General features: G+C 70.0%; 24 protein-coding genes. 15 read left to right on the top strand and 9 right to left on the bottom strand.

Going from position 1 to position 22,275, the window contains the following annotated elements:
- Positions 1–120 precede the first annotated feature (120 nt).
- The 4 genes from BLT78_RS01005 to BLT78_RS21785 all read left to right on the top strand — a co-directional run bounded on the left by BLT78_RS01005 (position 121) and on the right by BLT78_RS21785 (position 4,640).
- Complete coding sequence (locus tag BLT78_RS01005) at positions 121–1,041, top strand: universal stress protein (RefSeq protein ID WP_090347200.1); 921 nt, start codon at positions 121–123, stop codon at positions 1,039–1,041.
- 120 nt (positions 1,042–1,161) lie between these two features.
- Positions 1,162–2,613: a pyruvate kinase gene (pyk, locus tag BLT78_RS01000; protein ID WP_090347199.1), complete on the top strand. Its 1,452-nt coding sequence runs from the start codon at positions 1,162–1,164 to the stop codon at positions 2,611–2,613.
- 201 nt (positions 2,614–2,814) lie between these two features.
- Positions 2,815–4,338 (top strand): fumarate hydratase, encoded by a 1,524-nt coding sequence (locus tag BLT78_RS00995; RefSeq protein WP_090347198.1) that lies wholly within the window; start codon positions 2,815–2,817, stop codon positions 4,336–4,338.
- A 167-nt stretch (positions 4,339–4,505) separates the two neighbouring features.
- Positions 4,506–4,640 (top strand): hypothetical protein, encoded by a 135-nt coding sequence (locus tag BLT78_RS21785; protein WP_269458063.1) that lies wholly within the window; start codon positions 4,506–4,508, stop codon positions 4,638–4,640.
- Here BLT78_RS21785 and BLT78_RS00990 read toward each other — a convergent pair.
- The gene (locus BLT78_RS00990) at positions 4,615–5,769 is read right to left on the bottom strand and encodes a phospholipase D-like domain-containing protein (protein ID WP_090347197.1); all 1,155 of its coding nucleotides are present in this window, start codon (positions 5,767–5,769) and stop codon (positions 4,615–4,617) included. The two genes, BLT78_RS21785 and BLT78_RS00990, sit on opposite strands and share 26 nt — an antisense overlap.
- A gap of 181 nt (positions 5,770–5,950) precedes the next feature.
- A complete protein-coding gene (locus tag BLT78_RS00985) occupies positions 5,951–6,736 on the bottom strand; it encodes an oxygen-binding di-iron domain-containing protein (RefSeq protein ID WP_090347196.1) in 786 nt (261 codons plus the stop codon).
- A 248-nt stretch (positions 6,737–6,984) separates the two neighbouring features.
- Between BLT78_RS00985 and olsB the strand changes: the two genes are divergently transcribed.
- Complete coding sequence (olsB, locus tag BLT78_RS00980) at positions 6,985–7,743, top strand: L-ornithine N(alpha)-acyltransferase (protein ID WP_090347195.1); 759 nt, start codon at positions 6,985–6,987, stop codon at positions 7,741–7,743.
- Complete coding sequence (locus tag BLT78_RS00975) at positions 7,743–8,513, top strand: lysophospholipid acyltransferase family protein (RefSeq protein WP_090347194.1); 771 nt, start codon at positions 7,743–7,745, stop codon at positions 8,511–8,513. The genes olsB and BLT78_RS00975 overlap by 1 nt, the downstream gene beginning before the upstream one ends.
- 1 nt (position 8,514) lies before the next feature.
- Here the strand turns inward: BLT78_RS00975 and BLT78_RS00970 are convergent, their stop codons facing one another.
- The gene (locus BLT78_RS00970; protein ID WP_090347193.1) at positions 8,515–9,093 is read right to left on the bottom strand and encodes an acyl carrier protein phosphodiesterase; all 579 of its coding nucleotides are present in this window, start codon (positions 9,091–9,093) and stop codon (positions 8,515–8,517) included.
- 142 nt (positions 9,094–9,235) lie between these two features.
- Here BLT78_RS00970 and BLT78_RS00965 point away from each other — a divergent pair, with 142 nt between their 5' ends.
- Both BLT78_RS00965 and BLT78_RS00960 read left to right on the top strand, forming a co-directional pair.
- On the top strand, positions 9,236–9,538 hold the full coding sequence (locus tag BLT78_RS00965; protein WP_090347192.1) for an ArsR/SmtB family transcription factor: 303 nt from the start codon (positions 9,236–9,238) through the stop codon (positions 9,536–9,538).
- 24 nt (positions 9,539–9,562) lie between these two features.
- The gene (locus tag BLT78_RS00960; protein ID WP_090347191.1) at positions 9,563–10,612 is read left to right on the top strand and encodes an alkene reductase; all 1,050 of its coding nucleotides are present in this window, start codon (positions 9,563–9,565) and stop codon (positions 10,610–10,612) included.
- Between the two features lie 66 nt (positions 10,613–10,678).
- On the opposite strand, the gene BLT78_RS00955 is transcribed toward BLT78_RS00960, so the two are convergent.
- Positions 10,679–11,536: an ATPase gene (locus BLT78_RS00955; RefSeq protein ID WP_090347190.1), complete on the bottom strand. Its 858-nt coding sequence runs from the start codon at positions 11,534–11,536 to the stop codon at positions 10,679–10,681.
- Between the two features lie 228 nt (positions 11,537–11,764).
- Here BLT78_RS00955 and BLT78_RS00950 point away from each other — a divergent pair, with 228 nt between their 5' ends.
- Positions 11,765–12,088, top strand: coding sequence for a hypothetical protein (locus BLT78_RS00950; protein WP_090347189.1), 324 nt, complete (start codon positions 11,765–11,767; stop codon positions 12,086–12,088).
- 9 nt (positions 12,089–12,097) lie between these two features.
- Here BLT78_RS00950 and BLT78_RS00945 read toward each other — a convergent pair whose 3' ends face one another.
- Positions 12,098–12,997, bottom strand: coding sequence for a LysR family transcriptional regulator ArgP (locus BLT78_RS00945; RefSeq protein WP_090347188.1), 900 nt, complete (start codon positions 12,995–12,997; stop codon positions 12,098–12,100).
- 98 nt (positions 12,998–13,095) lie between these two features.
- Between BLT78_RS00945 and BLT78_RS00940 the strand changes: the two genes are divergently transcribed.
- Together BLT78_RS00940 and BLT78_RS00935 are read left to right on the top strand one after the other, a co-directional pair.
- A complete protein-coding gene (locus BLT78_RS00940; RefSeq protein WP_090347187.1) occupies positions 13,096–13,698 on the top strand; it encodes a LysE/ArgO family amino acid transporter in 603 nt (200 codons plus the stop codon).
- Positions 13,699–13,877: 179 nt separating this feature from the next.
- Complete coding sequence (locus BLT78_RS00935; RefSeq protein ID WP_090347186.1) at positions 13,878–14,459, top strand: superoxide dismutase; 582 nt, start codon at positions 13,878–13,880, stop codon at positions 14,457–14,459.
- A 70-nt stretch (positions 14,460–14,529) separates the two neighbouring features.
- Here the strand turns inward: BLT78_RS00935 and BLT78_RS00930 are convergent, their stop codons facing one another.
- Positions 14,530–15,435, bottom strand: coding sequence for a hypothetical protein (locus tag BLT78_RS00930; RefSeq protein WP_090347185.1), 906 nt, complete (start codon positions 15,433–15,435; stop codon positions 14,530–14,532).
- Positions 15,435–16,007 (bottom strand): LemA family protein, encoded by a 573-nt coding sequence (locus tag BLT78_RS00925; protein ID WP_090347184.1) that lies wholly within the window; start codon positions 16,005–16,007, stop codon positions 15,435–15,437. Before BLT78_RS00925 ends, BLT78_RS00930 begins: the two co-directional genes overlap by 1 nt.
- Positions 16,008–16,165: 158 nt before the next feature.
- On the opposite strand from BLT78_RS00925, the gene BLT78_RS00920 reads away from it, so the two are divergent.
- The 4 genes from BLT78_RS00920 to BLT78_RS00905 all read left to right on the top strand — a co-directional run bounded on the left by BLT78_RS00920 (position 16,166) and on the right by BLT78_RS00905 (position 21,274).
- Complete coding sequence (locus BLT78_RS00920; protein ID WP_090347183.1) at positions 16,166–17,503, top strand: imelysin family protein; 1,338 nt, start codon at positions 16,166–16,168, stop codon at positions 17,501–17,503.
- Positions 17,504–17,668: 165 nt separating this feature from the next.
- Positions 17,669–19,090 (top strand): di-heme oxidoreductase family protein, encoded by a 1,422-nt coding sequence (locus tag BLT78_RS00915; RefSeq protein ID WP_090347182.1) that lies wholly within the window; start codon positions 17,669–17,671, stop codon positions 19,088–19,090.
- Between the two features lie 10 nt (positions 19,091–19,100).
- Positions 19,101–20,171 carry an imelysin family protein gene (locus BLT78_RS00910; protein WP_090347181.1) on the top strand — a complete coding sequence of 357 codons (1,071 nt, stop codon included), beginning with the start codon at positions 19,101–19,103 and terminating at the stop codon, positions 20,169–20,171.
- A gap of 2 nt (positions 20,172–20,173) precedes the next feature.
- Entirely contained in the window at positions 20,174–21,274 is a 1,101-nt protein-coding gene (locus BLT78_RS00905; protein WP_090347180.1) for a DUF1513 domain-containing protein, read from the top strand.
- Positions 21,275–21,346: 72 nt separating this feature from the next.
- Here the strand turns inward: BLT78_RS00905 and BLT78_RS00900 are convergent, their stop codons facing one another.
- Together BLT78_RS00900 and BLT78_RS00895 are read right to left on the bottom strand one after the other, a co-directional pair.
- Positions 21,347–21,571, bottom strand: coding sequence for a hypothetical protein (locus BLT78_RS00900; protein WP_090347179.1), 225 nt, complete (start codon positions 21,569–21,571; stop codon positions 21,347–21,349).
- A 3-nt stretch (positions 21,572–21,574) separates the two neighbouring features.
- The gene (locus BLT78_RS00895) at positions 21,575–22,273 is read right to left on the bottom strand and encodes a lipopolysaccharide kinase InaA family protein (protein WP_090347178.1); all 699 of its coding nucleotides are present in this window, start codon (positions 22,271–22,273) and stop codon (positions 21,575–21,577) included.
- Positions 22,274–22,275 lie beyond the last annotated feature (2 nt).

Genomic DNA, 22,275 nt, shown 5'->3' with positions numbered 1-22,275 from the left:
TCACGCCGCCGTCACCGGTTTGCATGTCCACTGTCGCTGGCGCTAGGCTGAGCGAATCAAGCCGACCACCCCCGGCGTGCGCGCCCTGGGGTCTCCACCTATCCGGCCGAGGAATCCGTCATGCAACTCCACCAGCTGCTGGTGATCATCGATCCCACCCAGAATCCGCAACCGGCGCTCGAACGCGCGGCCTGGATCGCCCGGCAGAGTGGCGCCGCCCTCGAGCTGCTGATCTGCGAGTTCAACAGCTCGCTGGACAGCGGCCTGCTGTTCGACGCCCCGGCGCTGGACAAGGCGCGCCACTCGCTGCTCAGACAACGCAAGGAGTGGCTGGAGCAACTGGCCGCGCCGCTGCGTCAGCAAGGCCTGCAGGTGACCAGCGAGGTGCGCTGGGGCAAGCCGCTGCACAAGATGATCATCGCCCGCGCCGAGGAGCTGAAACCCGACCTGGTGCTGAAGACCGCGCACAGCCATGGCCTGTTGCACCGCCTGCTGCTCAGCAACACCTGCTGGCAGCTGATCCGCTACTGTCCGGCGCCGCTGTGGCTGGTCAAGCCGCACGGCGAATGGCTCGGCCGGAAAATGGCCGTGGCCCTCGACCCGACCCACAGCGCCGACAAGCCGGCGACCCTCGACCACCAGCTGATCGAGGTGGCGCAGACGCTGGGCAAGAAGCTGGGTCTGGAGGAGCATTTCCTGCACAGCTATGCGCCGCTGCCGCGCACCCTGGTATTCGATGCCGAACTGGTGGCCGATTACGAGTACTATGTGGAGCGCACCGGCGAGCGTCACCGCGAGGCCTTCGAGCAGCTGCTCGGCAGTCACGCCATCGCCAAGCCGCGCACGCACCTGCTGCAGGGCTTCGCCGAGGAAACCCTGCCGCGCTTCGTCGAGGAGAATGCCGTCGACCTGCTGCTGATGGGCGCCATCGCCCGCGGCCACCTCGACACCGCACTGATCGGCCACACCGCCGAGCGCGTGCTTGAGGGCGTCAACTGCGACCTGCTGGTGCTCAAGCCGCAACCGACCGGCGCCAACTGAGGCGCCCCGCTCTTTCCGCGCCGCGGGCCGTCCGCCCGCACGCTGCAACCGAACACTCCGGCGCCCGCCGCCACAAGCGGGAGCGCCGGCGTTACCCCGCTATCGACCAGGAGACCCCTGATGCCCTTTCGCCGTACCAAGATCGTCGCCACCCTCGGCCCGGCCAGCAGCTCGCCGCAAGTGCTGGAGCAGCTGATCCTCGCCGGGATGAACGTCGCTCGCCTGAACTTCTCCCACGGCAGCCCCGAGGAGCACAAGGCCCGCGCCCGCCTGGTGCGCGAGCTGGCCGCCAAGCACGATCGCCACGTCGCCCTGCTCGGCGACCTGCAAGGCCCGAAGATCCGCATCGCCAAGTTCGCCAACAAGCGCATCGAGCTGCAGCAAGGCGACGAGTTCCGCTTCTCCATCAGCCACCCGCGCGACGCCGGCACCCAGGAAGTGGTCGGCATCGACTACCCGGACCTGGTCAAGGACTGCAAGGTCGGCGACGAGCTGCTGCTCGACGACGGCCGGGTGATCATGCAGGTCGAGCAGGTCACCGCCAGCGAGCTGCTGTGCAAGGTCACCGTCGGCGGTCCGCTGTCCGACCACAAGGGCATCAACCGCCGCGGCGGCGGCCTGACCGCGCCGGCGCTGACCGACAAGGACAAGGCCGACATCCGGCTGGCCGCCGAAATGGAGCTGGACTACCTGGCGGTGTCCTTCCCGCGCGACGCCGCCGACATGCACTACGCCCGCCAGCTGCGCGACGCGGCCGGCAGCGACGCCTGGCTGATCGCCAAGATCGAGCGCGCCGAGGCGGTGGCCGACGACGAATCGCTGGATGCGCTGATCCGCGCCAGCGACGGCGTGATGGTCGCCCGTGGCGACCTCGGCGTGGAGATCGGCGACGCCGAGCTGGTCGGCATCCAGAAGAAGATCATCGCCCACGCCCGCCGCCTGAACAAAGTGGTGATCACCGCCACGCAGATGATGGAGTCGATGATCCACAGCCCGATGCCGACCCGCGCCGAGGTGTCCGACGTGGCCAACGCCGCGCTCGACTACACCGACGCGGTGATGCTGTCGGCCGAGAGCGCCGCCGGCGACTACCCGGTGGAAGCGGTCAAGGCCATGGCGCGCGTCTGCGTCGGCGCCGAGAAACACCCGACCAGCCAGAAGTCCACCCACCGCATGGGCCTGAGCTTCGAGCGCTGCGACGAGAGCATCGCCCTGGCCGCCATGTACACCGCCAACCACTTCCCCGGCGTCAAGGCGATCATCGCCCTCACCGAAAGCGGCTACACCCCGCTGATCATGTCGCGCATCCGCTCCTCGGTGCCGATCTTCGCCTACTCGCCGCACCGAGAGACCCAGGCGCGCGTCGCCCTGTTCCGCGGCGTGCAGACCATCCCCTTCGACGCCGCGGCACTGCCGCCGGAGAAGGTCAGCCAGGCCGCGGTCGACGAGCTGCTCAAGCGCGGCGTGGTCGAGCCGGGCGACTGGGTGATCATGAGCAAGGGCGACAGCTACGACACCATCGGCGGCACCAACACCTTGAAGATCCTCCACGTCGGCGAGCCGCTGGCCTGACCGGCACCGCACATGTAGAAGGCCGCCCTCGGGCGGCCTTCTGCTTGGTGGCGGACGAGCGACGCAGCGTTCGCCAATCGACCAAGGTCGACGGCGGGCAGGTGTCCGCCATGCCGCCTGCGCGCTATACTGCCGCGCCGTTTTTTTGCGCCGCCTGCGGTGGCGCGCCGTGAAGTTCCGCCTGATAGAGGACCGCGTTCCATGGCCGTGATCAAGCAAGACGACCTGATCCAGAGCGTCGCCGACGCCCTGCAGTACATCTCCTACTACCACCCCGTCGACTTCATCCAGGCCATGCACGAGGCCTACCTGCGCGAGGAGTCGCCGGCGGCCCGCGACTCCATCGCCCAGATCCTGATCAACTCGCGCATGTGCGCCACCGGCCACCGTCCGATCTGCCAGGACACCGGCATCGTCACCGTCTTCGTCAAGGTCGGCATGAACGTCCAGTGGGACGGCGCCACCCTGAGCCTGGACGACATGATCAACGAGGGCGTGCGTCGCGCCTACAACAACCCGGACAACGTCCTGCGCGCCTCGATCCTGGCCGACCCGGCCGGTGCCCGCAAGAACACCAAGGACAACACCCCGGCGGTGATCCACTACCAGATTGTCCCCGGCGACACCGTGGAGATCGACGTCGCGGCCAAGGGCGGCGGCTCGGAGAACAAGTCGAAGATGGGCATGCTCAACCCGTCCGACTCGATCGTCGACTGGGTGCTGAAGACCGTGCCGGAAATGGGCGCCGGCTGGTGCCCGCCGGGCATGCTGGGCATCGGCATCGGCGGTACCGCCGAGAAGGCCGCCCTGCTGGCCAAGGAATCGCTCATGGAGGAGATCGACATCCATGAGCTGAAGAAGCGCGGCCCGCAGAACCGCATCGAGGAACTGCGCCTCGAGCTGTTCGACAAGGTCAACCAGCTGGGCATCGGCGCCCAGGGCCTCGGCGGCCTGACCACCGTCCTCGACGTGAAGATCAAGGACTACCCGACCCACGCTGCCTCGCTGCCGGTGTGCATCATCCCCAACTGCGCAGCCACCCGTCACGCCCACTTCGTGCTGGACGGCTCCGGCCCGGCCGAGCTGACCCCGCCGCCGCTGGACGCCTACCCGGAAATCGTCTGGGAAGCCGGCCCGAGCGCCCGTCGCGTCAACCTCGACACCATCACTCCGGAAGAAGTGCAGAGCTGGAAGCCGGGCGAGACCGTCCTGCTCAACGGCAAGATGCTGACCGGCCGCGACGCCGCGCACAAGCGCATGGTCGACATGCTCAACGCCGGCGAACAACTGCCAGTGGACCTCAAGGGCCGCTTCATCTACTACGTCGGCCCGGTCGATCCGGTACGTGACGAGGTGGTTGGCCCGGCCGGCCCGACCACCGCGACCCGCATGGACAAGTTCACCCGCCAGATCCTCGAGCAGACCGGTCTGCTCGGCATGATCGGCAAGTCCGAGCGCGGCCCGATCGCCATCGACGCGATCCGCGACAACAAGGCCGTGTACCTGATGGCCGTCGGCGGCGCCGCCTACCTGGTCGCCCAGGCGATCAAGAAGGCCGAGGTGCTGGCCTTCCCGGAACTCGGCATGGAAGCGATCTACGAGTTCGAGGTCAAGGACATGCCGGTCACCGTGGCGGTCGACGCCAACGGCGAGTCGGTGCACATCACCGGCCCGCAGATCTGGAAGCAGAAGATCGCCGACAGCCTGGCGGTGGAAGTGAAGTAAGCCCCCCGCCTGTCGCGCAAGGCTCGGCCCTCTCCCGAGAGCCGGGCCTTGTTGCATTCTGGCAAGCGGAAATTCCCGATCACCGCCATAGGCACAATCGAGTTCATTCCCGTACGGCCTGGCGCGATCATCGCGCCATGCACCAGGCCACCTCACGGGAGAACCCCATGCGTCAGCTCAGACAACTGCTCCAGCAGATCCGCCGCCAGCCGCAGCCCGACAGCGCGCCCGCCCCCGCCGGCGAACATCCCAACTTCTGGATGTACCGCGTCGGCCTCAGCGCCAGCGGTCCAGCAGGTTGACCACCACGCGATCCAGCCAGCCCCATAGGCGCTGGTGGATGCGCATCGCCAGCGGCCGGGCGAACCAGTCCTCCAGGGTGATCTCGCGGCTGCGCGCGAAGTCGACGGCGAAGCTCTGCGTCAGCTCGGCGGTCAAGCCCGGATCGAGCGCCTCGAGATTGGCTTCCAGGTTGAAGCGCAGGGTCCAGTGGTCGAAGTTGCACGAACCGATGCTCACCCAGTCGTCGACCAGCACCGCCTTGAGATGCAGGAAGCGCGGCTGGTATTCGAAGATGCGCACGCCGCTCTTCAGCAGGCGCGGGTAGTAGCGCTGCCCGGCGTAGCGTACCGGGCCGTGGTCGGTGAGGCGGCCGCTGAGCAGCAGGCGCACGTCCACCCCGCGCTGCGCCGCCTTGCGCAGGGCCTTGCGTACCCGCCAGCTGGGCAGGAAGTAGGGCGTGGCCAGCCACACCCGCCCGCGTGCGTGGCCGAGGTTGCGCAGCAGCGAGCGCAGGATGTCGCGGTGCTGCAGGGCGTCGGCATAGGCGACCCGCCCGAGTCCGGCGCCGGGCGCCGGGCGCGGCGGCAGGTGACGCAGCGGGCGGATGTACGGCCGCCAGGCCTGCGGCTCCTCGCAGGCCTGCCACTGGCGCTCGAACAGCGTCTGCCAGTCGGCCACCGCCGGGCCGGCGATCTCCACCATCAGTTCGTGCCAGCGGCTGCTGCCTGATTCCGGCATCCAGAAATCGTCGGTGGCGCCGGCGCCGCCCACCCAGGCCAGCGTCTGGTCGACCAGCAGCAGCTTGCGATGGTCGCGAAACAGGTTGCCCAGCCCGCTACGCCAGCCGATCGGGTTGTACAGGCGCAGCTCGACGCCGGCCTCGCGCAGGCGGCCGCCCAGCCGGCTGCCGAGCTGCCGGCTGCCGAAGGCGTCGAACAGGCAGCGGACCTGCACACCGCGACCGGCGGCGCGCGTCAGGCAGTCGATCAGTTGGCTGGCGCAGCTGCCTGCCTCGACCAGGTAGAGCTCCACCTCGACCTGCCGCTGCGCGCCGTCGATGGCCGCCAGCATGCGTGGAAAGAAGCGCTCGCCGTCGACCAGCAACTGGAAGCGGTTGCCCTCGCGCCAGGGGAAAACGGCCGGATGCACGGCGCTAGCGCCGTGCCGGCAGGAAGGGGGAAAGGGGGGACATCGGCTCCTCGCGTGACAATCTCCTCAGCGCAACATAGCCGGGGAGCGCAGCGCGCTCAAGGAGGCAGTCGGCACAAACGACAACGCCGGCGCCCGTGGACGGGACGCCGGCGCTGGCGATGGCGCGGACGCGCGCGAATCAGCGCGGCAGGGCGTAGTCGGCCGGGCCCATCAGGTCCAGGCCGCACTCGAGCTGGCTGATCCAGTCGAGGAAGGCGTTGATCATCGCCTTGCCGATGAAGGGGCGACCGTGCTGCGGCACGATCATCTCGACGTCCATCTTGCGCACCATCTCGGCCCACAGGCGGCAGACCTTGTTGCTGGCCATGTAGCGGCGGTGGAAGCCTTCCATGCTCGACAGGTGGGCGGCGAAGTCGGTGACCGGCTGGGCGTCGTCGACCAGCGAGGCGCCCATGTCGCCGGAGAACAGGATCTTGCTCACCGGATCGTAGAGCTGGAAGTTGCCGACCGAGTGCAGGAAGTGCGCCGGCACCGCCTTGAGCTGGCACTTGCCGAGCGGCAGCGACTGGCCGCGGTCGGGCAGTGCGATGATGCGATCGTAGGTGGAGATGCCGTGGCTGACGGCCAGGTAGTTGGCGGTCAGGTGCGGCAGGAAGCGCGCCCACAGGCGCGAGCAGATGACCTTGGCCTTGGTGTGCAGCAGCCACTTGTCCAGCGCGGCGATGATGTCCGGGTCCTGGTGCGAGGCGAAGATGTAGGTCAGGTCCTGCACCGGAATGTGCTTGGACAGCTCCAGCGACAGGGGGGTGTAGGTCAGGTCGCCGCCCGGATCGAGCAGCATGTATTGCTCGTTGTCGACGATCAGGAACTGGTTGGTCTGTACACCTTCCCCGCTGACCAGATCATCGAAGCACAGGCACTGGTGGGTGCCGTTATCAAACAGGACTATGGGTTCGCGACGCATGGCAACCTCGAATTCTTGGGCCGGATCAGCTTAGCGGGGCGGCTCTGCCAAGGCACTGACCTGCATCAAGCACGCCTGTGCCGCCGACCTCGCGGGGTGCGCCCCACTCTACTCCGCCGCCCTCCGGCGGGGTGCGTGGGCAGTCACAGAAGCATCACCGCCACGTCACCGCGCCGACATGCGCGATTGCCAGCATGGCCATGCACACAACAAGGAAGCGGCCACCGACGGCTGCCCGGAGGATCTGCATGTCCGCCACTGCACTATCCCGCGACGCCAGTGCCACCCGCCGCCTGCAGGCCGAGCGCCTGCACGGCACCGAAGCCCTGCTCGAAGCCCAGGCCCTGCGCTACCGGGTGTTCGGCACGGAGTTCGGCGCCCGCCTGGAAGGCGCCGAACTGGGCCTCGACTGCGACGGTTTCGACGTCCACTGCAGCCATCTCGGCGTGCGCGACCTGGCCAACGGCGAGCTGGTCGCCACCACCCGCCTGCTCGATCACGGTGCCGCCCGCCGCCTGGGGCGGTTCTACAGCGAGGGCGAATTCCGCCTGCACGGCCTGAGCAGACTCGGCGGCCCGGCGCTGGAGATCGGCCGCACCTGCGTCGCCGCCGACTACCGCAACGGCGCGACCATCGCCGTGCTGTGGGGCGCGCTGGCGGAGATCCTCAACGAGGGCGGCTACCGCTACCTGATGGGTTGCGCCAGCATTCCGATGCGCGATGGGGGCATCCAGGCGCGCGCGGTGATGCAGCGCTTGCGCGAGCGCTACCTGTGCACCGAACTGCTGCATGCCGAACCGCTACAGCCGCTGCCCAGCCTGCCGGTACCCGACGACAACCTCACCGCCGAACTGCCGCCGCTGCTCAAGGCCTACATGCGCCTGGGCGCGAAGATCTGCGGCGAGCCGTGCTGGGATCCGGACTTCCAGGTCGCCGACGTATTCATCCTGCTCAAGCGCGACGAGCTGTGCCCGCGCTACGCCCGCCACTTCAAGGCGGCCGGCTGATGGCCCGCCTGCGCCTGTACGGACGTCTGCTGCGGCTGTTCGCCGTGCTCGGCGAGGGCGCGCTGTACGCCGCCTGGGTCGGCCTGCGCGAGCGCTGCGGCGGCGCCCCGCTGGCGCTGCGCCAGCGCCTGACCTGGCGCTTCATGCGCCACCTGCAGGCCGCCCTGCCGTTCAGCGTTGAGGTGCGCGGCCGGCTGCCGGACACGCCGGTGCTGTGGCTGGCCAACCATGTGTCCTGGGTCGACATCGCCGTGCTCGGCGCCCTGCGCCCGCTGTCGTTCCTGGCCAAGGCCGAGGTCGGCGAGTGGCCGCTGGCCGGCTGGCTGGCGCGCCAGGCCGGCACCCTGTTCATCCGCCGCGGCGCGGGCGAAGCCCTCGATCTCGGCCGTCAGCTGGCCGGGCACCTGCAACAGGGCCACCACCTGGCGATCTTCCCCGAAGGCACCAGCTCCGATGGCAGCGCCGTGCTGCGCTTCCACCCGCGCCTGCTCGCCGCCGCCCTGGACAGCGGTGCCTCCGTGCAGCCGGTGGCGCTGCGTTACCGCCGCGCCGGCACGCGCGACCAGTTGGCGCCCTTCGTCGGCGACGACGAGCTGCCGGCGCACCTGCTGCGCCTGCTGGCCGCCGAGCGGGCGGTGGTGGAGATCGACCTGCTCGAGCCGATCGCCGTGGCCGGACTCACGCGCAGCGAGCTGGCGCGCCGCGCCCATGCCGCCATCGCCACGGTGGTCTGTCCCGTCGAGAAGCAGGGCGAACGCGAAGCCGCCTGAGTCAGGCCTGCCGCGCCGCCCGGGCGAAGGCCTGCAGCACGGGATAGAAGGCGCGGAAATCGTCGAGCAGCCAGGGATACAGGCGCTCCAGCTCGGCCAGCGCGCCGTCCAGCGCCTGCGGGCGCGACAGGCGCCGCTGCATGTTCAGCAGTACCCGCTCCAGCACGGCGAACTCGCGGTAGCCGCCCAGCCAGTCCTGCTCGGCCATGCGCGGTGCGATCAGCGCCAGGCGCCCGGGCAACTCGGCCTCGGTCGCCAGCACGCCGTAGACCCGGGCGCTGAAGCGCTGCAGCGGCTCGTCGGCGTAGTCGTCCCAGCAACTGGCCAGACAGTGGTCGAAGAACAGGTCGAGAAGGATGCCGGCGTAGCGCCGGCGTTCGGCGGGAAAGCGCGCCACCGACGCGCGCACCAGCGGGTGGCTGTCGGTGAAGGCGTCGATGCGCCGGTGCAGGCGGATGGCGGCCTCGACGTCCGCCGGGAAGCGCCCGGCCAGCGGGCCCTTGACGAAGTCGCCGTACAGGCTGCCGAGCAGCTGCGCCGGTCGCGGACCGCCGAGATGCAGATGGGCGAGGTAGTTCATGCCGCCAGCTTAGCGCCATGGCGCCGCCCCCGATAGCGACACTCAGCATGAACGGACGGACGTTCAGCGCGAAAGCATATTTGTATTTCGCGAAATACCGATATAAATTTCGTTCTATCGCGATAAACAGTTACTGCCATCCATGTCATTCGATACCGACGAAATCATCAAGGCCCTGGCCCACCCGGTGCGCCGCCAGATCCTCCACTGGCTGAAGCAGCCCGAGCGCTACTTCGCCGACCAGGAGCACTCGCTGGAGGTCGGCGTGTGCGCCGGCATGATCGACCGCCGCACCGGCCTGTCGCAGTCCACCGTGTCGGCGCACCTGGCCACCCTGCAGCGCGCCGGCCTGGTCAGCAGCCGCAAGGTCGGCCAGTGGATCTTCTTCCGGCGCAACGAGGAGACCATCCAGGCCTTCCTGCGCCGGCTCGATGACGAACTCTGACTTCACCCAGCAAGGAAACCGACCATGCCGACTCTGTTCGACCCCATCCAGGTAGGCGATCTCGAGCTGCCCAACCGCATCATCATGGCCCCGCTGACCCGCTGCCGCGCCGAACCCGGCCGCGTGCCCGGCGCGCTGATGGCCGAGTACTACGTGCAGCGCGCCAGCGCCGGCCTGATCATCAGCGAGGCCACCGCGGTGACGCCGATGGGCGTCGGCTACCCGGACACCCCCGGCATCTGGTCCGAGGAGCAGGTGCAGGGCTGGAAGAACGTCACCTCCGCGGTGCACGCCGCCGGCGGGCGCATCTTCCTGCAGCTGTGGCACGTCGGCCGCATCTCCGATCCCTGCTACCTGGACGGCGCGCTGCCGGTGGCACCCAGCGCGGTGCAGCCCAAGGGCCACGTCAGCCTGATCCGCCCCAAGCGCGAATACGTCACCCCGCGCGCGCTGGAGACGGCGGAGATCGCCGGCATCGTCGAGGCCTACCGCCAGGGCGCGGCGAACGCCAAGGCCGCCGGCTTCGACGGCGTGGAAATCCACGGCGCCAACGGCTACCTGCTCGACCAGTTCCTCCAGGACAGTACCAACCAGCGCAGCGACCAGTACGGCGGCTCGCTGGAGAACCGCGCGCGGCTGCTGCTGGAAGTCACCGACGCCTGCATCGGCGTGTGGGGCGCCGGCCGCGTCGGCATGCACCTGGCGCCGCGCGCCGACGCCCACGACATGGGCGATGCCAACCGCGCCGAGACCTTCGCCTACGTCGCCCGCGAGCTGGGCAAGCGCGACATCGCCTTCATCTGCGCCCGCGAGCACGAGGCCGCCGACAGCCTCGGCCCGCAGCTCAAGCAGGCCTTCGGCGGCGTGTACATCGCCAACGAGCGCTTCACCAGGGAGCAGGCCGCGCGCTGGCTGGCCGAGGGCAAGGCCGACGCGGTGGCCTTCGGCATTCCCTTCATCGCCAACCCCGACCTGCCGGCGCGGCTGGCCGCCGACGCAGCGCTGAACGAGGCGGACAGCAGCACCTTCTATGCCGCCGGCCCGGCCGGCTACATCGACTACCCGACGCTGTAAGTCCCGCCGCCATGCAAAAGCCCCGGTTGCCGTCGGCCGCCGGGGCTTTTGTCCGAGGCGCGCAACTCAGCGCGCGTTGAGCTGCTGCTGCAGGTTCTGCACTTGCGCCTGCAGGGTGGTGATGTTGCGGGTCATCTGCGCGCGGAAGGCGTCCAGCTCGGCGGTGCCAGCGGCGGCCGGGCGGTTGTCCAGCTGGCTGCGCAGGACCAGCAGGTCCGACTCCAGACGGCTGATCGCCTGGTTGGGATTGCCCTGCTTCTTCAGCGCGGCGACCTCGCCGGCCAGGCCTTCCAGGCGACCGTCCAGCTTGCCCAGCTCGCCCTGCGCCGCCTTCAGCGCGGCCTGCTCGCCGGCCAGCCCCTGCACGCGGCTCTCCAGGCTGGCGACGCCGGCCTGCTGTTCCTTGAGCGACGCGGCCAGTTGCCCGGCACCGGCCTGCTGGTTCTTCAGCTCGCCGCGCAGCTGCTCCAGCTGGCGGCCCTGACCGTCCTGGCGCTCGTCGGCGGCCTGCTGCTGCTTGCCGAGCTGAGCCAGCCGGGTCTCCAGCTGCTTGACCCGCAGCTTGAGCGCCTCGCTCTCGCTGGTCACGCTGGACTCGGTGGCCACCACCTTGCTGGTGATGTCCTTGAGGCTCCCCGCCGCATCCTCGCTGATCCGCGCGAAGCTTTCCTGGGTGGCGACCAGCTGCTGCTCCAGACGCGCCAGCTGCTGCTGGCTCCACCAGCCGAGCCCGGCCAGGGCCGCCAGCAGTGCGCCGACCAGCAGCCAGGGCAGGCGACTGCCACGGGACGCCGGCGGCGCCACGGCGGCGACCGGGCGACGCACGGCCGGCGCGGCTGCCGGCGCCTCCTGGGCGGCGGGTTCGCGGCCATCGATGGTCAGGCTGGGCAGATCGTCCAGTTCGTCGAGGGAATCGTTACGCATACCAACACAACCTGTCTTGAGAGTCAGCGGCATTTCACCGGGGTAACCGCGACAGTATACCGGCAGAGCCAGGGTGCCGGGCTCTGCCTCGTCGCGGTGCGGCCTGCACCGCGACGAGGCCGCAAATGCATCAGAGCCTGTCGCAAGCGGCATGGTTGCGCCGCACGAAAGCTGGTATGCCATTTGCTTGCTCCCTGCTCATCGCCCGACTGCGCCAAGGAGAGACCCATGGAACTGACCAAGCCCGTGCTCGATTGCATGCAGACCCTGCGGCGCCGCCTGCGCGAGGAGTTGGGAGAGAACATCCACCTGAGTCAGGAGGATGTGATCAGTGCCCTGCTGGAAGCCTGCCAGCGCAGCGACTCGATCCAGACCCACCGCCTCGGCGAGCAGCTGGCCCAGCTCTGCGGCCTGGCGCCGAGCGCCGCAGCGGCGCGCAGCCAGCCGCTGTATCGCGGTCAGATCCCCAACCCGCAGCGCACCGAGGTGGCCCCCGCCGCGGTCGACGAGCGCCAGGTGCGCATCTACCGCGGACAGCGCATCTACGTCTGAGCCGGCGGTTCAGAGCGCCGCCGGCGCCACCAGCCAGCGCCGCGCGGTGCGCTCGACATGGCGGGTGAGGCGCTCCAGGTGCTCGCCGCCCATCCGCCAGCTGTGCCAGTACAGCGGCACATCGATGCAGCGCCCCGGCAGCACGTCCCGCAGGCGCCCGTCCGCCAGTTGCCGCTGCACCTGCAGTTCGGGAATCAGCCCCCAGCCGAGACCGGCCTCGGCCATGCGCACGAAGCCTTCCGACGACGGACACAGGTGGTGGAGGAAGCCGCCCTCCACGCCCAGCGCCGCCAGGTAGCGATGCTGCAGGCGGTCGTCCGGGCCGTAGACGATCGCCGGCACCCGCGCCAGCGCCGCGCCGTCGATGCCGCCGGCCAGGTGCCGGGCGACGAACGCCGGGCTGGCCAGCGCCCGGTAGCGCATGGCACCCAGCGCCAGGGCGCGCGCGCCGGCCACCGGCCGCGCGCTGGCGCACAGGCAGGCGGCCACCTCGCCGGCGCGCATGCGCTTGAGGCCCACCGCCTGGTCCTCCACCAGTTGGTCGAGCAGCACCCCCGACTCGTCGCAGAAGCCACTGGCGGCCTCCACCCACCAGGTCGCCAGGCTGTCGGCATTGAGCGCCACGCGCAGGCGTTCGGTGCGCGCCTCCTCGTCCAGCGTCGGCACCAGTTGCTGCAGGTCGCCCTCCAGCAGGCGCACCTGCTGCACGTGGTTGAGCAGGCGCTGGCCCAGCGCGGTCGGTTGCGGCGGCGTGCTGCGCACCAGCACCGGCTGGCCGAGGCGCATCTCCAGCAGCTTGATGCGCTGCGACACCGCCGACTGCGACAGCCCCAGGCGCTGCGCCGCGCGCTCGAAGCCGGCCTGCTCCACCACGGTGGCCAGGGCGGCGAGCAGCTTGTAGTCGAACATATCGACTCCTCTAATGCCTGATCAGCAAAATTCGTTTCTCTTATACATCCAGCCTGCCTAGAGTGGCCACGTTTCCGATTCCCCATGGAGTTCCACAGATGTGGCAGAGCTACAGCAACGGCATGCTGGTCGCCGCCGGCCTGATCATGGCCATCGGCGCGCAGAACGCCTTCGTCCTCGCCCAGAGCCTGCGCCGCGAGCATCACCTGGCGGTGGCCGCGCTCTGCGTGCTGTGCGACGCCGTGCTGGTCGCCGCCGGGGTGTTCGGCCTGGCCAGCGTGCTGGTGCAGAGCCCGCCCCTGCTGGCCGTCGCCCGCTGGGGCGGCATCGCCTTCCTGCTCTGCTACGCCGCCCAGGCGCTGCGCCGCGCCTGGCACAACCACAGTCTGGCCGCCCAGGGCGGCGGCCTGCCGCGCTCGCGGCGCGCGGTGCTGCTCAGTGCCCTGGCGGTGACCCTGCTCAACCCGCACGTCTACCTCGACACCGTGCTGCTGATCGGCTCGCTCGGCGCCCAGCAGGCAGTGCCCGGCGCCTACGCCCTGGGCGCGGCCAGCGCCTCGCTGCTGTGGTTCGCCAGCCTCGCCCTGGGCGCGGCCTGGCTGGCACCCTGGCTGGCCCGGCCGGTCACCTGGCGGCTGATCGATCTGGGCGTGGCGCTGATGATGCTCGCCGTCGCGGCGCAGCTGCTGCGCTCGCTCTAGGGCGCCTTATCCCCACGGCTGCTGCGTGGATAAGGCCTGGGGCCGGTGCTATGATGCGGCGCTGACCGCGCGTATCAGCGCGGCGCGAAGCCGCCCGTGATGGCTTTGCCGACCGGCACCGTGCGCCGGCTTTCCGCACCTTGCGCCTGCATACACCTGACGATGAAAGGGAGATAACCATGGCTTTCGAATTGCCGCCGCTGCCGTACGAGAAGAATGCTCTCGAGCCGTACATTTCCACCGAAACCCTCGAGTATCACTACGGCAAGCACCACAACACCTACGTGGTGAACCTGAACAACCTGATCCCGGGTACCGAGTTCGAAGGCAAGACCCTGGAAGAGATCGTCAAGACCTCTTCGGGCGGCATCTTCAACAACGCCGCCCAGGTGTGGAACCACACCTTCTACTGGAACGGCCTGAAGCCCAACGGCGGCGGCCAGCCGACCGGCGCCCTGGCTGACGCCATCAACGCCGCCTTCGGTTCCTTCGACAAGTTCAAGGAAGAGTTCACCAAGACCGCCATCGGCACCTTCGGCTCCGGCTGGGCCTGGCTGGTGAAGAAGGCCGACGGCTCCCTGGCCCTGGCCAGCACCATCGGCGCCGGCTGCCCGCTGACCAGCGGCGACACCCCGCTGCTGACCTGCGACGTCTGGGAACACGCCTACTACATCGACTACCGCAACCTGCGTCCGAAGTACGTCGAGGCGTTCTGGAACCTGGTGAACTGGGACTTCGTGGCCGCCAACTACGCCGCCTGAGCACTGCCCCGCACCAACGTCTGAAGAAGCCCGGCCCCGCCGGGCTTCTTCGTTTGCGGCCGGCGGTCGCTCACGACAACTGCGCCTGGCCCAGCAGCCAGGCCGCCGCCAGCGCCCCGCCCAGGCACAGCAGCGCCCCGGCCAGAGCCTGCCAGCGGAATACCCGCACCAGCTCGTCCTCGCCCTTGCACGAGAGCAGGAACGGCAAACCTTCCGGCGGACGGTGCAGGTGGTGCTGCTCGGGGGCCTGGCTGGCCGCGCGGTGGCGATCCTCGGCCTCCAGCTGCGCGGCCAGACGCACCAGGCGCCACTCCGGCTCGCTCAGCGCACCGTCGCCGTCACGGTCGAAACGCGCCAGCAGACCCTGGAAGTCGCGCTTCCACTCGCGCACCACCGCCGCCTGCGCCTCCGGCAGGTCGAGGCCCTGGCGCCCGCCGCCCGAGCTGCGGAACTCGCCCAGCACGTACAGCGGATCACCGGCGTGCAGACGCTCCTCGATGTAGCGGTAGCGCTTGCCCATCTTCAGCACCGCCGCCAGCAGGCCATCGGGATGGTCCCGCCGCGGGTGGCGCTGATCGCCGTGCCAGACCTGGCGCCGCGCCGGACGCACCTCGGCGCCCAGCGGATTGATCAGGCACTGGCCGGAGCCGTCCTCGAAGCCCAGCCAGCCCTCGCTGCTCGCCGATTCCACCACCCGCCAGGACTTGTGCTTGCCGCTCTTGCGGTACTCCTCGATGCGATAGCGCCACCACAGGCACGGCGTGCCGGTCAGCGGCGCGCACAGCGGCTCGCCAGGCCCCGCCAGCAGCACGCCGTACAGCTCGACGTAGCCCTGCGCCGCCGAGCGGATCTTCGAGGTCGGCATGTCCTGCAGCAGGCGCGCCTGGCCCAGCCGCTGCAGACACCACCAGCCGCCGCCCAGCGTGGCCGCGCCGGCCATGCCGAGGGCGACCAGCAGGCCCGGATCGACCGGCATCAGCCGAACAACTGCCGGAGGTCGACGTCGCTCTTCTGCGCCTCGCTGAACTGCAACAGCTCGGCGGCCCGGAAGCCGCACAGGCGGGCGATCAGCACGTCGGGAAACTGCTCGATGCGCACGTTGTTGAGATTGACCGACTCGTTGTACAGCTCGCGGCGATCGGCGATGCCGTTCTCCAGTCCGGTGATGCGCTGCTGCAGGTGCTGGAAGCTCTCGTTGGCCTTGAGCTGCGGATAGTTCTCGGCCACCGCGAACAGCTGGCCGAGACCGGCGCGCAGACCGCTCTCGGCGCGGCCCAGGGCGGCGACGTCGCCGCGCTCGCGGGCGCTCGCCACCGCGCTGCGCGCGGCGATCACCGCCTCCAGGGTATTGCGCTCGTGCTGCATGTACTGGCGGCAGGTCTCCACCAGCTTGGGCAGCTCCTCGTGACGCTGGCGCAGCAGCACGTCGATGTTCGACCAGGCCTTGCTCACCCCGTGCTTGAGGCGCACCAGGGCGTTGTAGATCTGCACGGCGTAACCCGCCAGCAGGACGATGGCTACCACAACGGCGACGCTACCCAGACTCATGCGCGGAACTCCCTGTGAAATGCCGGCCATTGTAGCGGCACCGTGCCGGCATGGCCGAGCGGCAGCGCACAACAAGCCCTTGCAAAATGCGAATATTTCGCATTATGTTTCGACACAATCTTTCGCCAGTCCACCCTCATCATCCCAAGGATCACCCCATGTCGCGTCTGCCCCTGGCCGCCAGTCTGCTCGCCCTGTCCATCGCACTCGCCGGATGCGGCGAGGACAAGAAGCCCGAAGCGCCCGCCCAGGCCGCCGCACCGGCCAGCGCCCCGGCGGCAGCCCCGGCTCCGGCCGGCGGCGTCGAACCGGCAGCCGCCAAGGCGGTGGTCGGCCACTATGCCGAACTGGCTGCGGCGGTGTTCGGCGACGCCCTGAGCAGCGCCAAGACCCTGCAGCAGGCGGTCGACGCCCTGCTCGCCAACCCCGACGAGGCCACCCTCCAGGCCGCCCGCGCGGCGTGGATCGCCGCCCGCGCGCCCTACATGCAGAGCGAGGTGTTCCGCTTCGGCAACCCGGTGGTCGACGACTGGGAAGGCCAGCTCAACGCCTGGCCGCTGGACGAGGGCCTGATCGACTACGTCGCCAGCGACTACCAGCACGCCCTGGGCAACCCCGGCGCCACCGCCAACATCATCGCCAACCCGTCGATCCAGGTCGGCGAGGACAAGCTCGACGCCAGCGCCATCACCGGCGAACTGCTGGCCAGCCTGAACGAGCTGGGCGGCTCGGAAGCCAACGTCGCCACCGGCTACCACGCCATCGAGTTCCTGCTCTGGGGCCAGGACCTCAACGGCAGCAACCCCGGCGCCGGCAACCGCCCGGCCAGCGACTATCGGGTCGGCGAAGGTGCCACCGGCGGCCACAACGAGCGCCGCCGCGAATACCTGAAGGCCGCCACCGCCCTGCTGGTCAGCGACCTGGAGTACATGGTCGGCCAGTGGCAGGCCGGCGTGGCCGACAACTACCGTGCCAAGCTGGAAGCCGAGCCGGCCGAGAACGGCCTGCGCAAGATGCTGTTCGGCATGGGCAGCCTGTCGCTGGGCGAGCTGGCCGGCGAGCGCATGAAGGTGGCCTTGGAGGCCAACTCCACCGAGGACGAGCAGGACTGCTTCAGCGACAACACCCACAACTCGCACTTCTACGACGCCTTGGGCATCCGCAACGTCTACCTCGGCGAGTACAAGCGCATCGACGGCAGCCTGCTGAACGGCCCGAGCCTGTCCGGCCTAGTGGCCAAGGCCGACGCCCAGGCCGATGCCGCGCTGAAGGCCGACCTCGACGCCAGCCAGGCCGCCCTGCAGAAGATGGTCGATAGCGCCGAGAAGGACGGCGTGCACTTCGACCAGCTGATCGCCGCCGACAACGTCGCCGGCCAGCAGATCATCCGCGACACCATCGCCGCGCTGGTCAAGCAGACTGCCAGCATCGAGCTGGCCGCCTCCAAGCTGGGCATCGGCGACCTCAACCCGGACACCGCCGACCACCAGTTCTGAGCCACCCGGCGGCCCGTGCAGGGCCGCCGCCAAGCCTGCGGCCGAGTGCCGCAGGCCGGCACGGGCCCGTGTCGTGCCGCCTGCCGCGCGGCGACAAATGCAAATCCCTCTTATTCGCCAGGTAACATGCTGTTACACTCGCCCCGTTCATCCTGAGATTCCCGCATGCCCGTACAGCCCGCCCTGCGCCTGCTCGCCCCGCTCACCCTGGGCCTGGTGCTGAGCGCCTGCGATCAGGGACCGCGCTTCACCGCCGCCGAACCCGGCGAACAGCTCTCCGGCGGCGTCGCCACCGTCAACCGCAGCGACCGCGATGCCTTCTCCCAGCCCTCGGCCAACCTCTCGCCCCTGCGCCGGGTGGACTTCAGTGTCGGCAACAGCTTCTTCCGCAATCCCTGGGTGATCGCGCCGTCGACCACCATCGCCCGCGACGGCCTCGGCCCGCTGTTCAATACCAACGCCTGCCAGAACTGCCACGTCAAGGACGGGCGCGGCCATCCCCCCGGCAGCGTCACCGACAATGCGGTGTCCAGCCTGCTGCGCCTGTCGATTCCCGCCCAGCCCGGCCAGGAGGCGCTGCTCGAGCGCCAGGGACTGATCCCCGAACCGCGCTACGGCGGCCAGCTGCAGGACATGGCCGTGCCCGGCTTGGCCCCGGAGGGCAGGTTGCGCGTCGGCTACCGCAGCGAGGTGGTCACCCTGGCCGACGGCACGCGCGTCGAGCTGCAGCAGCCGACGCTGGAACTCGATCAGCTGGCCTACGGCGAACTGCACCCGCACACCCTGTTCTCCCTGCGCGTGGCGCCGCCGATGATCGGCCTGGGCCTGCTCGAGGCGATTCCCGAGGCGGCGATCCTCGCCAACGCCGACCCGGACGACCGTGACGGCGACGGCATCTCCGGGCGCGCCAACCGAGTCTGGGAGCACGCCAGCCAGAGTACGCGCCTCGGCCGCTTCGGCTGGAAGGCCGGCCAGCCGTCGCTCGACCAGCAGAACGCCGACGCCTTCTTCAACGACATGGGGCTGAGCACCGCGCTGCTCGCCGGCAGCAGCTGCACCGCCAGCCAGGCCGACTGCCTGGCCCAGCCGCACGGCGGCGAACCGGAGGTCAGCGACAACATCCTCGCCCAGGTGCTGTTCTACACCCGCAACCTCGGCGTGCCGGCACGTCGCAAGGTCGACGACCCGCAGGTACTCGCCGGCAAGGGTCTGTTCCACCAGGCCGGCTGCCAGTCTTGCCATACGCCGAAGTTCACCACCGCCGCCGATGCCGCCGAACCGGAGCTGGCCGGCCAGGTGATCCGCCCCTACAGCGACCTGCTGCTGCATGACATGGGCGCCGGACTGGCGGACAATCGCCCCGAATTCCAGGCCAGCGGCCGCGAATGGCGCACCCCGCCGCTGTGGGGGATCGGCCTGACCGAGACGGTCAACGGCCACACCCGCTTCCTCCACGACGGCCGCGCCCGCAACCTGCTGGAGGCCATCCTCTGGCACGGCGGCGAGGCCGAAGCCGCCCGGCAGAAGGTGATGGCCTTCGACGCCGGCGAACGCGCCGCCCTGCTGGCCTTCCTCGAATCCCTCTAAGGAGCTGTTCATGCTGCGCCCCGCCCTGCTGTCCCTGACCGTGCTGGCCACCCTCGCCGGCTGCTCGAAGAGCGAGCCGCCGCAGCCGAAGGTCGAGCCCTTCGCCGCCGCCAGCGCCGCCATGACCGACACCGTGCTGCTGCCGGCCTATACCCGCTGGACCGACAGCGACCGCCAGCTGGCCGACAGCGCCCGCGCCTTCTGTGCCGGCGAGCAGGACCTGGCCGCCGCGCGCCAGGCCTACCTCGCCGCCCATACGGCCTGGGCAGCCGTGCAGCCGCTGGCGGTCGGCCCGCTCAGCGAAGGCAACCTGGCCTGGCAGGTACAGTTCTGGCCGGACAAGAAGAATCTGGTGGCCCGCCAGGTCAACACCCTGCTGACCAGCAAGCCGCAGCTCAAGCAGGCCGACCTGGAACAGGCCAGCGTGGTGGTGCAGGGCCTCACCGCCTACGAATACCTGCTGTTCGATCAGGGCATCGATCTCGCCGACCTCGAGCAGAAGCGCCGCTACTGCCCGCTGCTGTTGGCCATCGGCAGCCATCAGCAGGCCCTGGCGGCCAAGGTGCTGGCCGCCTGGCTCGGCGAGCAGGGCCTGGCCGCCCAGCTGAAGAGCTTCCCCAACAGCCGCTACACCGAGGGCCGCGAGGCGGTGGCCGAGGTGCTGCGCGTCCAGGTCAGCGCCCTCGACGGCCTGAAGAAGAAGCTCGGCACCCCGCTGTCGCGCGGCAGCAAGGCCCAGCCGCAGCCGTACCAGGCCGAGGCCTGGCGCAGCGGCGCCTCGCTGGCGCTGATCGACGCCAGCCTGGCCAGCGCCGAAGCGCTGTGGCGCGATGGCGTGCGCGCCCTGCTGGGCAAGGAGCAGGCCGACCTGGCCACGCGCATCGACGCCGCGTTCCACGAGACCCGCCAGCGCATCGCCGCCCTCGGCCAGCCGCTCACCGTCCTGCTCGCCGACGAGGCCGGGCGCGCCAGCCTCGACCAGCTCTACGACAGCCTCGATACCCTGCACCGCCTGCACGAGGCGGAACTGGCCAAGGCCCTCGGCATCCAGCTGGGCTTCAACGCGCACGACGGCGACTGATCATGCAACGACGCACCTTCCTCGGCCTCGGCGGCGCGCTGCTCGCCGCTTCCGCCCTCGGCGGCTGGACCCTCGGCCGCAGCGCCGACCAGACGCCGCTGCTGCTGTCGGCACGCAACGACGCCGACGGCCGCCACTACGCGGTCGGTTACCGCCTCGACGGCCACCAGCAGTTCGCCACCGCGGTCGCGGAGCGCTGCCACGACGTGGTGCCGCATCCGTCCCTGCCGCTGGCGCTGTTCGTCGGCCGCCGGCCGAGCCGCGAGAGCTACCTGATCGACACCCGCGACGGCCGTCTGCTGCAGACCGTCGCCAGTCCGGCCGATCGCCACTTCTACGGCCACGCGGTGTTCCACCGCGGCGGCGAGCTGCTCTACAGCACCGAGAACGACACCCGCGAGCCCGGTCGCGGGGTGATCGGCGTCTGGCGCCTGAACAACGGCGCGCGCCTGGTCCGCGAGGGCGAGCTGTCGACCCACGGCATCGGCCCGCACCAGCTGCTGTGGCTGCCCGACGGCGAGACCCTGGTGGTGGCCAACGGCGGCATCCGCACCGAGGCCGACAGCCGCGAGAAGATGAATCTCGACGCCATGGAGCCGAGCCTGGTGCTGCTGCGCCGCGACGGCACGCTGCTGAGCAAGGAGCAGCTGCCCGATCGGATGAACAGCGTGCGCCACCTGGCGGTGGCCAGCGACGGCACCGTGGTCAGCGGCCAGCAGTACGAGGGCGATCCGCGGGGCGCCGCGCCGCTGGTGGCGATCAAGCGCCCCGGCCAGCCGTTCCAGCCCTTCCCGCTCGGCGAGGCGCAGCGCCTGGCGATGCACCAGTACACCGCCAGCGTGGCGATCAACAGCGCGCTGCGCCTGCTGGCGATCACCGCGCCGCGCGGCAACCGGCTGTTCATCTGGGATCTGGACAGCGCGGCGGTACGCCTGGATGCGCCGCTGGCCGATTGCGCCGGGGTGGCTGCCTGCGCCGAGGGCTTCGTGGTCAGCTCCGGGCAGAGCCGCTGCCGTCTGTACGACTGCCGCCAGACGGAGATCCGCATGCAGGCGCTGGAGCTGCCGGCGGCGCTGTGGGACAACCACCTGCGCCTGGCCTGAGTTCGCCAGCGGCACGGCCGTCCGGCATGCCGCGGACGGCCTTTGGGCAATGCGGCGAGCCGGCGCCCGTCCTCAGCTGCGCATGCCCTGCACCAGGCCGAACAGCATCAGCAACCCCTGCGGATCGCCCGCCTGGCGCGCCTGCAGTCCATGTGCGGCGATCCGTTCCAGCGGCTGGTAGTCGGCGGCGCGGCTGTGGACCACGGTCAGGCCGGGTTCCCACCAGTTGCTGGCCGCCAGCCCCAGCACGCTGCAGGCGGCGGCGAGAAACAGGCTACGGGCGATGGATGTGCTCATGCGTTACCCCTCGAGGTGCTGGCCACCGGCCTGAAGGTAACCGTGCTCCAGACTTTCCCATTCCGCCGCGCCCCACGACGAATGACGGCGCAGCTGGCGCAGGTCGTGGCGCGCCGCCAGGCGGCGGGTCAGCCGGCGCCGGCTCTTTTCCAGGTCGAGCAGCGCCAGCTCGACCCACCCGTGGGCGTCGATGCGCAGGAAGATGTGCTTGGCGTACAGGCAGCCGTGCTGCCAGCGCGCCCGGTGCAGACGCGCCAGCAAGCCGCCCAGTTGGCGGAAGATGCGCGCGCGCAAGGCGTCGTCCCAGTGCTGCGCCTCGCCACGGGCATAGATCGCCTCCAGGCTGTCGAAGCCGTCCAGCGCGGCGGTGACCAGCAACGCCTGCTGGCGGCCAGCCTGCCGGCGGGTAGCGCAGTAGACCAGCTGCGGCACCCGCACGCCGAGTGCGGCGAACGCCTGCAGAGCGCGCTGCTCGCGCAGCACGGTCGGCTCGCCGAAGGGATGCCGCCAGTCGCGGTAGCAGTGATCGACCTGCTGCTTGCGGTACAGCAGGCGGCCATCGAGCGTGCGCAGGCGCTGCACGCCGCTCTGTCCGCCACGGCGCTGGTTGGGCGCCTCGACCCATTCGCCGGGCAAGTCCAGCCAGCGTTCGAATTCATCCGGCTGCGGCAGTCCCGGCAGCCTGGCCAGTACGCTGCTCATGC

The sequence above is a fragment of the Pseudomonas oryzae genome, from assembly GCF_900104805.1.
Lineage (GTDB): Bacteria > Pseudomonadota > Gammaproteobacteria > Pseudomonadales > Pseudomonadaceae > Geopseudomonas > Geopseudomonas oryzae.
The sequence above is the reverse complement of the archived record's forward strand: the minus strand, read 5'-3'. Positions and strand labels throughout refer to the sequence as shown.

Coding starts and splice junctions, on each gene's coding strand:
- BLT78_RS00900 (WP_090347179.1), bottom strand. CDS start 21,571: ATGAGCACATCCATCGCCCGTAGCCTGTTTCTCGCCGCCGCCTGCAGC.
- BLT78_RS00955 (WP_090347190.1), bottom strand. CDS start 11,536: ATGCGTAACGATTCCCTCGACGAACTGGACGATCTGCCCAGCCTGACC.
- BLT78_RS00925 (WP_090347184.1), bottom strand. CDS start 16,007: ATGAGTCTGGGTAGCGTCGCCGTTGTGGTAGCCATCGTCCTGCTGGCG.
- BLT78_RS00935 (WP_090347186.1), top strand. CDS start 13,878: ATGGCTTTCGAATTGCCGCCGCTGCCGTACGAGAAGAATGCTCTCGAG.
- BLT78_RS00915 (WP_090347182.1), top strand. CDS start 17,669: ATGCCCGTACAGCCCGCCCTGCGCCTGCTCGCCCCGCTCACCCTGGGC.
- BLT78_RS00945 (WP_090347188.1), bottom strand. CDS start 12,997: ATGTTCGACTACAAGCTGCTCGCCGCCCTGGCCACCGTGGTGGAGCAG.
- BLT78_RS00930 (WP_090347185.1), bottom strand. CDS start 15,435: ATGCCGGTCGATCCGGGCCTGCTGGTCGCCCTCGGCATGGCCGGCGCG.
- BLT78_RS00950 (WP_090347189.1), top strand. CDS start 11,765: ATGGAACTGACCAAGCCCGTGCTCGATTGCATGCAGACCCTGCGGCGC.
- BLT78_RS00920 (WP_090347183.1), top strand. CDS start 16,166: ATGTCGCGTCTGCCCCTGGCCGCCAGTCTGCTCGCCCTGTCCATCGCA.
- BLT78_RS00910 (WP_090347181.1), top strand. CDS start 19,101: ATGCTGCGCCCCGCCCTGCTGTCCCTGACCGTGCTGGCCACCCTCGCC.
- BLT78_RS21785 (WP_269458063.1), top strand. CDS start 4,506: ATGCGTCAGCTCAGACAACTGCTCCAGCAGATCCGCCGCCAGCCGCAG.
- BLT78_RS00970 (WP_090347193.1), bottom strand. CDS start 9,093: ATGAACTACCTCGCCCATCTGCATCTCGGCGGTCCGCGACCGGCGCAG.
- BLT78_RS00905 (WP_090347180.1), top strand. CDS start 20,174: ATGCAACGACGCACCTTCCTCGGCCTCGGCGGCGCGCTGCTCGCCGCT.
- BLT78_RS00995 (WP_090347198.1), top strand. CDS start 2,815: ATGGCCGTGATCAAGCAAGACGACCTGATCCAGAGCGTCGCCGACGCC.
- olsB (WP_090347195.1), top strand. CDS start 6,985: ATGTCCGCCACTGCACTATCCCGCGACGCCAGTGCCACCCGCCGCCTG.
- BLT78_RS00940 (WP_090347187.1), top strand. CDS start 13,096: ATGTGGCAGAGCTACAGCAACGGCATGCTGGTCGCCGCCGGCCTGATC.
- BLT78_RS01005 (WP_090347200.1), top strand. CDS start 121: ATGCAACTCCACCAGCTGCTGGTGATCATCGATCCCACCCAGAATCCG.
- BLT78_RS00975 (WP_090347194.1), top strand. CDS start 7,743: ATGGCCCGCCTGCGCCTGTACGGACGTCTGCTGCGGCTGTTCGCCGTG.
- BLT78_RS00985 (WP_090347196.1), bottom strand. CDS start 6,736: ATGCGTCGCGAACCCATAGTCCTGTTTGATAACGGCACCCACCAGTGC.
- BLT78_RS00960 (WP_090347191.1), top strand. CDS start 9,563: ATGCCGACTCTGTTCGACCCCATCCAGGTAGGCGATCTCGAGCTGCCC.
- pyk (WP_090347199.1), top strand. CDS start 1,162: ATGCCCTTTCGCCGTACCAAGATCGTCGCCACCCTCGGCCCGGCCAGC.
- BLT78_RS00965 (WP_090347192.1), top strand. CDS start 9,236: ATGTCATTCGATACCGACGAAATCATCAAGGCCCTGGCCCACCCGGTG.
- BLT78_RS00895 (WP_090347178.1), bottom strand. CDS start 22,273: ATGAGCAGCGTACTGGCCAGGCTGCCGGGACTGCCGCAGCCGGATGAA.